General features: G+C 71.4%; 9 protein-coding genes and 1 pseudogene. 1 reads left to right on the top strand and 9 read right to left on the bottom strand.

Going from position 1 to position 9,959, the window contains the following annotated elements:
* Positions 1–29: 29 nt before the first annotated feature.
* The 6 genes from MCAG_RS08160 to MCAG_RS08185 all read right to left on the bottom strand — a co-directional run bounded on the left by MCAG_RS08160 (position 30) and on the right by MCAG_RS08185 (position 6,099).
* Positions 30–1,016 carry a carbohydrate ABC transporter permease gene (locus MCAG_RS08160; RefSeq protein ID WP_007072487.1) on the bottom strand — a complete coding sequence of 329 codons (987 nt, stop codon included), beginning with the start codon at positions 1,014–1,016 and terminating at the stop codon, positions 30–32.
* On the bottom strand, positions 1,013–2,302 hold the full coding sequence (locus MCAG_RS08165; RefSeq protein WP_007072488.1) for a sugar ABC transporter substrate-binding protein: 1,290 nt from the start codon (positions 2,300–2,302) through the stop codon (positions 1,013–1,015). Before MCAG_RS08165 ends, MCAG_RS08160 begins: the two co-directional genes overlap by 4 nt.
* Before the next feature lie 211 nt (positions 2,303–2,513).
* Positions 2,514–2,795, bottom strand: a complete 282-nt coding sequence (locus tag MCAG_RS08170) for a GlsB/YeaQ/YmgE family stress response membrane protein (protein ID WP_007072489.1) — start codon at positions 2,793–2,795, stop codon at positions 2,514–2,516.
* A 153-nt stretch (positions 2,796–2,948) separates the two neighbouring features.
* Positions 2,949–3,236, bottom strand: a complete 288-nt coding sequence (locus tag MCAG_RS08175; RefSeq protein WP_007072490.1) for a GlsB/YeaQ/YmgE family stress response membrane protein — start codon at positions 3,234–3,236, stop codon at positions 2,949–2,951.
* A gap of 284 nt (positions 3,237–3,520) precedes the next feature.
* Entirely contained in the window at positions 3,521–5,398 is a 1,878-nt protein-coding gene (lepA, locus tag MCAG_RS08180; protein ID WP_007072491.1) for a translation elongation factor 4, read from the bottom strand.
* Positions 5,399–5,565: 167 nt separating this feature from the next.
* Positions 5,566–6,099: a DUF4240 domain-containing protein gene (locus MCAG_RS08185; RefSeq protein WP_007072492.1), complete on the bottom strand. Its 534-nt coding sequence runs from the start codon at positions 6,097–6,099 to the stop codon at positions 5,566–5,568.
* 271 nt (positions 6,100–6,370) lie between these two features.
* Here MCAG_RS08185 and rpsT point away from each other — a divergent pair, with 271 nt between their 5' ends.
* On the top strand, positions 6,371–6,637 hold the full coding sequence (gene rpsT, locus MCAG_RS08190; protein WP_007072493.1) for a 30S ribosomal protein S20: 267 nt from the start codon (positions 6,371–6,373) through the stop codon (positions 6,635–6,637).
* Between the two features lie 294 nt (positions 6,638–6,931).
* Here the strand turns inward: rpsT and MCAG_RS34570 are convergent, their stop codons facing one another.
* The 3 genes and pseudogenes from MCAG_RS34570 to MCAG_RS08205 all read right to left on the bottom strand — a co-directional run.
* Positions 6,932–7,498 carry a hypothetical protein gene (locus MCAG_RS34570; RefSeq protein WP_007072494.1) on the bottom strand — a complete coding sequence of 189 codons (567 nt, stop codon included), beginning with the start codon at positions 7,496–7,498 and terminating at the stop codon, positions 6,932–6,934.
* Complete coding sequence (gene holA, locus MCAG_RS08200; RefSeq protein WP_007072495.1) at positions 7,495–8,475, bottom strand: DNA polymerase III subunit delta; 981 nt, start codon at positions 8,473–8,475, stop codon at positions 7,495–7,497. The genes MCAG_RS34570 and holA overlap by 4 nt, the downstream gene beginning before the upstream one ends.
* A gap of 121 nt (positions 8,476–8,596) precedes the next feature.
* Positions 8,597–9,959, bottom strand: a pseudogene (locus MCAG_RS08205) (ComEC/Rec2 family competence protein); the annotation flags it as partial.

Consider the following 9,959-nt stretch of genomic DNA (forward strand, 5'->3'; position numbering starts at 1 on the left):
GACGCCGCGCTTCACGACCACGCCGCGCTTCACGACGCCTCCTCCTGCTTGAGCACCATCCGCACGTAGAGGCCGGTCACCACCAGCAGGATCAGCGTGAGGATGACGGCGATCGCCGCTCCCAGGCCGTACTTGGGCGGCGGGGAGAACGCCTCGGCGTACGAGTAGATCGAGAGCATGAACGTCGGCCGGTCCTGGGTGCCGCCGGCCAGCACGAACTGCTGGGTGAACACCTTGAAGTCCCAGATGGTGGAGAGCACCACCAGGATGCCGAAGACCGGGCGCAGCAGCGGGAAGGTGATCTTCCAGAAGACCTTCCACGGGCCGGCCCCGTCGACCCGGGCGGCCTCGTGCAGGTCGCTCGGCACGCTCCTCAGCCCCGCCAGCACGCTCACCGCGATGAATGGGAACGAGTGCCAGACCACCACGAGGGTGAGGATGGCAAAGAACATCAGTGGCGAGTTGAACCAGCCGTACCCGGTCCAGTCGGCGCGGCCGAACAGCGCGTTCGACAGCCCGTCGGGCAGGGCGTTGAACAGCCAGGTGACCAGCCCCGAGGTGTCGTCGAACAGCCACTTCCACACGATGGTGCCGGTCAGCGCCGGGGTGGCCCAGGCCAGCATCACGCAGCTCGCCACGAAGGTGGCCATCCGCCTGCCGAGCCGGTTGAGCAGCAGCCCGACCAGCGTGCCGAGAATCATCGTGAGGACGACGTTGGCCACGGCGAAGAGCACCGTGTTGCGCAGCACCGTGAGGAAGAACGGGTCGCCGAGGATCTCGGCGTAGTTGCCGAGCCCGACCCACGGCCATTCCCGGTCGCCGCGCAACTGCCGGACGTTGTCGAGCCGGAAGAAGGACATCGCCACGACCTGGCCGAGCGGCCACAGCAGCAGCCCGCCGATGATAGCCAGACTGGGCAGGAGCAACAGGTAGGGCAGGCGGTCGACCCGGCGACGCCGCCGCGCGGGGGTCTGCCGCGCGGCAGGCGTCTCCGGTGCCTGGGTCAGCGAGGTCACTTCGCGTTGAGGATGCTTTCCATCTCGGCCGCCGCGTCGGCGGTGGCCTTCTCGACCGTCTTCTGACCCTTGATGACCGAGCTGTTCATAGCCTGGGTCACCGTCTTGGTACGGCTGACCTCGACCCACTTCGGGGTGAGCGGGGTCAGTTTCGTGTTCTGCAACGAGGTGGCGAACGCCGCCATGATCTTGTCGTTGGCGTACTCGCCGCCACCGACGAGGTCGGAGTAGACTGGGAAGAAGCCGAGGCTGCTGGCGAACTCCTTGTCCTTCTGCTTGCTCAGCAGCACGGTCAGGTAGTCCCAGGCGAGGTCCTGCTTCTTGCTGTCCTGCCACAGGGCGATGTCCGAGCCGCCGGCGAAGGCCGGGGCCGGCCTACCGTCCGGGCCCGGGATGGGGAAGGTGCCCCAGACCTTCTCGATCTCGGGGTTGTCCTTCTTGATGGCACCGGCCTGCCAGCTTCCGGCGAAGGCCATCGCCGCCTTGCCGGTGGCGAACTGGGTCCGGGCGTCGATCTCGTTCCAGCCGGCGGCGGCCGGCGGGGCGACCTTGTGCACGGTGACCAGATCGGTCCAGAACTTGACCGCCTGCTGGGCCTGCGGGGTGGTGTAGCCGGACTTCCAGGTGTCACCCTCCTGGACGGCGATCTCGCCGCCCGCTGCCCAGAGGAAGGAGTAGAACGGCAGCTCCGAGTTGCCCGGCAGGGCGATGCCGTAGGTGCCCGGCTTCTTGGCCTGTACGGCCTTGGCGGCGGCGACCAGCTCGTCCCAGTTCGTCGGCGGCTTGACGCCGGCCTCGGCGAACCAGTCGGTGCGGTAGTACAGCGCGCGGACGCCGGCGTACCACGGCACGCCGTACTGCTTGCCGCCGAGCTGGGCGTTGCGGACGAGGTCGGGCAGGATGTCCTTGCCCTCGGGCCAGGCGGCGAACTTGGCGGTGACGTCGGCGAGCGCCTCCTGGTCGGCCCAGCCCTGGGTCTCGGTGTTGCCGAGCTCGGTCACGTCGGGGCCCTCGCCGCCGGCGAGCGCCGCCTGGAACTTCTTGGGCGCCTCCAGCCAGGGGATGTACTGGACGACGACGTCGGTGTCAGGGTGCTTCTTGTTGAACTCGGCCTCGACGCCGTCGAGGAACGTCGTCTGCGCCTCGCTGCCCTCGCCCATCATCCAGACCGTCAGCTTGCGGTTGTCGGCGGCCTCGTCGTCACCCGCGCCGCCGCATCCGGCGAGCACCATCGCGGCCGACGCCACCACGGCGGTGACCGGGGCCAGCCGTTTCCACCTGTTCACGCCACATCTCCCTCGCGCCGTCCTGGCACTAACCTTCTCTGCCGCACCCTAGTAGGAAAAATTCTTTTACGACAGGGGCGGGCGAGGCGAGGCGACCGTACCGCAGGCGACGGCCCCGAGGGCAGTCCAACAAGGGGCAAAAGCGGACGTACGAACGCGAACGGGCGCCCGACCGCGGAGGTCGGACGCCCGTTCGTACGCCGTGGCGTGCTTACCGGTGGGTGACGCTGCGGCGACCGCCCAAGCCGGCCACGACCGCGACCGCGATAGCGGCGACCACGACCTGGACCAGCAGCTCGCCCCAGTCGACACCGCGAGTGTCGGTGGAGACGCCGATCGCCTGGGCCAGCACGGTGCCGAGCAGGGCGGCACCCACGCCGACGAGCATGTGCAGCCAGATCGGCATGTTCTGCCGGCCCGGGACGACCAGGCGGCCCAGCGCGCCCACGATCAGACCGACGATGAGCGCGGTGATGATTCCGGTAACAGTCATGGTCGTTCTCCTCAGAAAGCTCCACAAGTCTTGTCCGGTGTCGCAACCACCAGGTTCCCGGGCCGCCGGAAATCCAAACCCGTCGCAGCCGCACACGGGAACGGGCGCCCGACCGGAATGGTCGGGCGCCCGTTCGAGGCAGCGATGTGTCGGTTACCGGTGGGTGACGCTGCGGCGACGGCCCACACCGGCGACCAGGGCCACGGCGATAGCGGCGATCACGACCTGGACCAGTAGCTCGCCCCAGTCGACCCCGGCGGTCTCGGTGGCGATGCCCACGGCCCGGGCGAGCACGGTGCCGAGCAGGGCGGCACCGATGCCGATCAGCATGTGCAGCCAAATCGGCATGTTCTGCCGGCCCGGGACGACCAGGCGGCCCAGCGCGCCCACGATCAGACCAACAACGATGGCGGTGATGATGCCCCAGACGGTGAGCTCCATGGTCGCCCTCCTCAAGAAGTGTCACAACGGTAGGTTGTTGCTGTCGTGACCGCTAAGTTCCCGAGGGCCCGAAAATCCAAACCCGAGCCAAGCGCGTCGCCTGACATACCTCGATGTCGTGCCCGCCGCTGGCGGACCGGCCAAGGCCGGAACCCCAGGTGGGAGGCTCCCGGCCGCCTCCGCCGCGTCGCGCGGCGAGGAAGTTCCTTTGGTACGCCCGCTCAGCGCGCTGACCGGCGCAAGCCGGCTCGGCACGATCGCGTCGCGTGCCGAGCCGGCCCGGCTCACTTCTTGCCGGCGGCCTTGCCGTCGCCGGAGTCTGACGAGAGGGCCGCGATGAACGCCTCCTGCGGGACCTCGACCCGGCCCACCATCTTCATCCGCTTCTTGCCCTCCTTCTGCTTCTCCAGCAGCTTGCGCTTTCGGCTGATGTCACCGCCGTAGCACTTGGCGAGCACGTCCTTGCGGATCGCCCGGATGGTCTCCCGGGCGATCACCCGGCTGCCGATGGCCGCCTGGATCGGCACCTCGAACTGCTGGCGCGGGATCAGGTTGCGCAGCTTCGCGGCAATGGTGACGCCGTAGTTGTACGCCTTGTCCTTGTGCACGATGGCGCTGAACGCGTCAACCGGCTCGCCGTGCAGCAGGATGTCCACTTTCACCAGATCGGACGCCTGCTCGCCGGAGGGCTCGTAGTCCAGGGAGGCGTACCCCTTGGTGCGGCTCTTGAGCTGGTCGAAGAAGTCGAAGATGATCTCGGCCAGGGGCAGGGTGTAGCGCAGCTCGACCCGGTCGGCGGAGAGGTAGTCCATGCCGAGCAGGCTGCCCCGGCGGCCCTGGCACAGCTCCATGACCGCGCCGACGTAGTCGTTCGGGGTGAGCACGGTGGCCCGCACCACCGGCTCGTACACCTCGGCGATCTTGCCGGTCGGGTACTCGCTCGGGTTGGTCACCACCATCTCCTGGCCGTCCTCGGTCAGGGCCCGGTAGACCACGTTCGGGGCGGTGGAGATCAGGTCGAGGTTGTACTCCCGTTCCAGCCGCTCCCGGATGATCTCCAGGTGCAACAGGCCGAGGAAGCCGCAGCGGAAGCCGAAGCCGAGCGCGCCCGAGGTTTCCGGCTCGTAGTCCAACGCCGCGTCGTTGAGCTTGAGCTTGTCCAGCGCCTCGCGCAGGTTGGGGTAGTCGGACCCGTCGATCGGGTAGAGGCCGGAGTAGACCATCGGCTTCGGGTCCTTGTACCCGCCCAGGGCCTTCGTCGCCGGCCTGGTGTTGATGGTGACGGTGTCGCCGACCCGGGACTGGCGGACGTCCTTCACGCCGGTGATCAGGTAACCCACCTCGCCGACGCCGAGCGCGTCGGCCTTCACCATCTCCGGCGAGATGACACCGATCTCCAGCAGCTCGTGGACGGCCCCCGTCGACATCATCTTGATCCGGTCCCGGGCGCTGATCCGGCCGTCGATCACCCGGACGTAGGTGACCACACCCCGGTAGACGTCGTACACCGAGTCGAAGATCATCGCGCGGGCGGGCGCGGCGGCCTCGCCGACCGGCGGGACGAACTGCCGGACGATCTCGTCGAGCAGGTACGGCACGCCGTCGCCGGTCTTGCCGGAGACTCTGATGCAGTCCGCCGGGTCGCCGCCGATCAGGTGGGCCAGTTCCTCGGCGTACTTCTCGGGCTGGGCGGCCGGCAGATCGATCTTGTTGAGCACCGGGATGATCTTCAGGTCGTTCTCGAGCGCCAGGTAGAGGTTCGCCAGGGTCTGCGCCTCGATGCCCTGGGCGGCGTCGACCAGCAGTAGCGCGCCCTCGCAGGCGGCCAGGGACCGGGACACCTCGTACGTGAAGTCGACGTGGCCCGGGGTGTCGATCATGTTGAGGACGGCCTGCTCGCCGGCCCGGTCGCCCTCCCGGATCGTCCACGGCATCCGCACGGCCTGGCTCTTGATGGTAATGCCGCGCTCGCGCTCGATGTCCATCCGGTCGAGGTACTGCGCGCGCATCTGCCGTGGGTCGACCACGCCGGTGAGCTGCAACATCCGGTCGGCCAGGGTCGACTTCCCGTGGTCGATGTGGGCGATGATGCAGAAGTTCCGGATGCGCGCCGGGTCGGTGGCACCAGGAGCGTTCGCGCCGGAATCGAGCGTCGGTGGCACAGCGGTCCGTTCTGGTCGGCTGACGTGAGCGGGCCGGCGCGGACGCCGGCCCCCTCTATGCTCCCACGTCGCCCCGGGCGCGGTCGGATCACTCCTCCCGGCGTCCACTGCCCGGGAGCCCCCGCGGCGGCCCGCCCATGGCACTCCGGCGGCGCCGGTCCCGCCGGTCACTCCGGCGGGGCCTCGACGAACAGCGCTGCGAGCTTCGGAAGCTGTCGGCGGGCCTCGTCCTCGTCGTCGAAGTCCCAGAACTCGCCCAGCTCCGGATAGGGGATCCGCTCCACCGGCGGCAGCTCGCTCGCGGTCGCCTTCCGGTACGCCTCCTCCGCGACCGTCAGCATCGCCTCGGCCTCGAACTCCTCGCCGGTGAGCGCCGCCTGGCGGATCTTCGGCAGCTCGGCCAGCGAGTCCGGGTCGGCCACGGCACGGGCGAAGACCTGCCGCCCCTGCGTGATCAGCCAGCCCCGGAAGTACTCGAACCCGTCGTCGGACGCGCCACCGTTGATCAGGTAGGCGGCACCCCAGAGATCGGCGCGGTAGGACGCCGCCATCACCCGGCGTTGGTGCCGTGCGTACCCGACGATATCGGCGGCGTCGCGCTCGGCGAGCAGCGCGACCGCCCGGGCGGCGACCGCGCCGGCCGCGCCGCCCCCACCGACCCGGGCCTGGTCGATCAACTGCCAGAAGTCGTCGGTCCTCATGGCTTGGGAGTCTGACAGAGCCGCCCGACGCGGCGCGGTACGGCGGGCACGGACGGGGTGGGGACGCGCCTGGCGACCGGGCGGGGACGACCGGTCGGGCCACCGGCAGGAGCGGTAGGAGCAGGGGCTCAGGGGGACTGCGGCCGGCGGGCGACAGAGCCGTTTTGGCTCGTCCCGGCAGACCTGGTAGCCTAGCTCTTCGCGCAGCGATGACGCATGCTCGTCGCGCGCATAAGCAGACCAACCCGAGCTATCAAGACGAGGCTGTCGCGTGGCGAACATCAAGTCCCAGATCAAGCGCAACCGGCAGAACGAGAAGCGCCGGCTGCGTAACAAGTCGGTCAAGTCGTCGCTGAAGACCGCCGTCCGGAAGTTCAACGAGGCTGTTGAGGCCGGTGACGCCGAGAAGGCCACCGCGCTCATGCGGGACGCCTCGCGCAAGCTGGACAAGGCAGTCAGCAAGGGCGTGATCCACTCCAACCAGGCGGCCAACCGCAAGTCGGCAATCGCCAAGCGCGTGGTTTCGCTCTCCGCCTGACGCGGCGAGCCCAGACCTGACCGGAAGCCCCGGGACTCCCGGGGCTTCCGGCTTTCTGCGTGTCCGCGCCGGCGACATGTCGCCGACATGGGGCCTTCCTCCCCCGGGGACACCCCCACGTCGACGGCATGGAGTCGATCGTCCCGTCGGGCGCCCATCCGGCGCGTCGAGGATCGCCCGGCACGGGTGGGGATCGCCACGCCGGATGGGGATCGCCACGCCGGCGGGGATCGCCCGGACACGAGCGGGGCCCCGCCGGGTCGGCGCGGGTCGGTCGACACGGACGGGGGCCGGTCACCGGCCGGGTTGGGACTCCTCGACACGGGTTGTCGGGTCGGAGTCGACGAGGACGCCCGGGACCACGCCCGGCCTCCCGGGCGGGCCGACGGCGCGTACGTTGCTGAGGGCCACCCGGCCCCGGGCACCGGTCGCGCCCGCGTGGCCACCGGCATCGCGCACCTGGGTGCCGACACTACGCACCCCGGCGTCGGCACCGTGCAGCTGGGCACCGTCGGCACTGCGCACCGTGGCACGGCCGACGACGGGCTCCAGCTGCCGGCGGAACCGGTCCCGCTCCTGCTCGGGCACCAACGCGGCCGTCCGGACCACCAGCTCGGCCACCATGTCGTTGAGCTTCACCATCACGGCCACGGCGGCGGGCAGGACGAGCACCGCCCACCAGGTCACCAGCTCGGCCAGGGCGAGCAGAGCGGCCAGCGAGACGGCCCCCTCGAAGAAGAGGAAGCAGAGCACCCCGCCGGGGTTGACGAACCGCAGGCCGAGGGCCCGGGCGTAGAGGGGGCGGTACCGCTTCTCCTCGGTGGGCACCGTCGCCCACGACGCCCGGGCCGGGCGGTTCACCGGGTGCCGCCGTGCCGGGCCGCCGCGACCGAGAACACCGCCCGTTCCAGGGCGTACGCCCGGTCGTCCGAGCCTCCCTTGACCGCAGCGTTGCACTCGGCGGCTGCCCTCATCGCCCGCACCAGCCCCTCCGGCGTCCAGCCCCGGGCCCGCTGCTGGGCGCTCTTGATCTTCCAGGCCGGCATGCCGAGGGTGCTGGCGAGCTGGTACGGGTCGCCCCGCCCCGCCGCCGCTACCCGGGCAACGGTGCGGACCCCGTCAGCCAGCGCGTCGGCGATCGGTACCGGGTCGACGCCGACGTGCAGCGCCCAGCGCAACGCCTCCAGCGCCGCTGGGACGTCACCGACCATGGTGGCGTCCGCGACGGTGAAACCGCTCACCTCCACCCGCCCCTTGTAGTAGCGGGCCACGGTGTCGGCGTCGATCCGACCGTCCGTGTCGGCGACCAGTTGCGAGCAGGCGGCGGCCAGCTCGCGCAGGTCGGTGCCGACCGCCGCGATGAGCGCCTCCGCCGCGTCGTCGGTGCACTTGCCGCCGACCCGGCGGACCTCGTCGCGGACGAAGGCCACCCGCTCGCGGTGCCCCTTGAGCTTCGCCGCCGGCACCACGGTCGCGCCGGCGGCCCGCAGCCCGTCCGCGAACGCCTTGCCCTTGGCCGCCCCGAGGTGCAGCACCACGAGGTGAACCTCGGGGTCGGGGTTCTTGGCGTACGCCAGCAGGGCCGCGACCAGGTCCTTGCGGGCGTCCTGGCCCGCGCGCAGGACCAGCACCCGTCGGCCGCCGAACAGCGACGGGCTGAGCATCTCGGCGATCTCGCCGACGGTCAGCGCGCCGGCCTGGTACTCCCGGACGTCCACCCCGGGGTCGACGGCGCGGACCCGGGCCACCGCTTCGGTCACCGCGCGCGTGGCGAGCAGTTCCTCGTCGCCGAGGACCAGCAGAATGGGAGCGAGGTCGGCCACGGTCACGTCGCCCATGTTCGCACGTCCGCTCCGCCGTGCGTGCCTGCTCGTCGAGCCCTGCGTCGGCATAGCCCGCAGTCAACGCAAATCTAGACATTCAACTCCCTCCACCACTAATGCCACTAATTCCCGCCGGTCAGCCCAGGCGTCGCCCGGGCGGCACGCCCCTGACCACCACGGCCATCCCCGCGCCGCCGCGCACCACCGCCACGTCCCCGTCGGTGTCGGTGCGCAGCACCCGGGCCCCGCCCCGCGCCAGCCGGGCGAGCACGGCCGCGTTCGGGTGCCCGTACGAGTTGCCGACCCCGACCGGCACCAGCGCGACACTCGGCCGGACGGCGTCCAGGAACGCCGGCTCCTGGTAGGCGGACCCGTGGTGGGCGACCTTCAACACGTCGGCGCGTACGTCGCCGGGCGGCAGTCCGTCGAGCAGCGCCCGCTGCTCCTCCGTCTCGGCGTCCCCGGCGAGGAGGATCCGCACCCCGGCCACCGTGGCGCGCAACAACCAGCGAGTTGTTGTTCGGGTCGGACCCGGGTGCCCCGCAGCGGGTACGGCGGCCCGAGCACGACCAACTCCACCCCGCCGGCCCGGTACGCCCACCCGGCCGTGGCCGGAGCCATCGCCGCCCCGCCCGCCGTGGCGGCGGCCCGCACCAGGTCCCGCCCGGCGGCGGGCTCGGGCCACTGCGGGGTGCGCACCGCCGCCACCCGGCGCCCCCGGAACACCCCGGCTATCCCGCCGGTGTGGTCGATGTGGAAGTGGCTGAACAGCAGCAGCGGCACCTCCCGTACGCCGAGCCGCCGCAGGCAGCCGTCCACCGCCGCCGGGTCCGGGCCGGCGTCGACCACCACCGCCCGGCCGGCGGCAACCGGCAGCACCAGCGCGTCACCCTGGCCCACCGCGCACGCCACCGCCACCCAACGGTCAGGCGGCCAGCCGCCGGCGACGAGACGAACCGGAAGGGTGCCGGCGACCACCGCGACGGCGACCACCGCCACCAGCCGGCGCACCACCGGCCGGCGGCCGGCGATCAGCAGCGCCACGGTCAGCCCGGCCAGCAGCAGCGCGCCGGGCGTCCCGTCCGGCCAGGACAGCGTGCCGGCGGGCAGCCGGGCACCGTACCGGGCGACCGTGACCAACCACCAGGCCGGCCAGCTCGCCAGCCAGGCCGCGAACTCCGCTCCCCCGGGCCAGACCGGGGAGAGCACCGCCGCCACCACACCGAGCACCGTGGCGGGAGCGATCGCCGGGACGGCCAACAGGTTCGCCGGGACCGCCACCAGGCTCACCGTGCCGGAGATCCCGGCGACCACCGGGCCGCAGGCGAGCTGCGCGGCGGCCGGAACCGCCAGCGCCTCCGCGAACCCGGGCGGCACACCCCGCCGGCGCAGCCCGTCGCGCCACCCGGGAGCGAGCAGCAGCAGGCCGGCCGTGGCCAGCACAGACAGGGCGAACCCGGGGTCGCCGGCAAGGTCCGGGTCGAACAGCACCAGCGCGG

This window comes from Micromonospora sp. ATCC 39149 (genome assembly GCF_000158815.1).
Taxonomy (GTDB): Bacteria; Actinomycetota; Actinomycetes; order Mycobacteriales; family Micromonosporaceae; genus Micromonospora.

What these genes read in the sequence shown, in the direction of transcription:
- MCAG_RS08170 (WP_007072489.1), bottom strand. Translation starts at nt 2,795, where the DNA reads ATGACTGTTACCGGAATCATCACCGCGCTCATCGTCGGTCTGATCGTG.
- MCAG_RS08185 (WP_007072492.1), bottom strand. Translation starts at nt 6,099, where the DNA reads ATGAGGACCGACGACTTCTGGCAGTTGATCGACCAGGCCCGGGTCGGT.
- MCAG_RS08175 (WP_007072490.1), bottom strand. Translation starts at nt 3,236, where the DNA reads ATGGAGCTCACCGTCTGGGGCATCATCACCGCCATCGTTGTTGGTCTG.
- holA (WP_007072495.1), bottom strand. Translation starts at nt 8,475, where the DNA reads ATGGGCGACGTGACCGTGGCCGACCTCGCTCCCATTCTGCTGGTCCTC.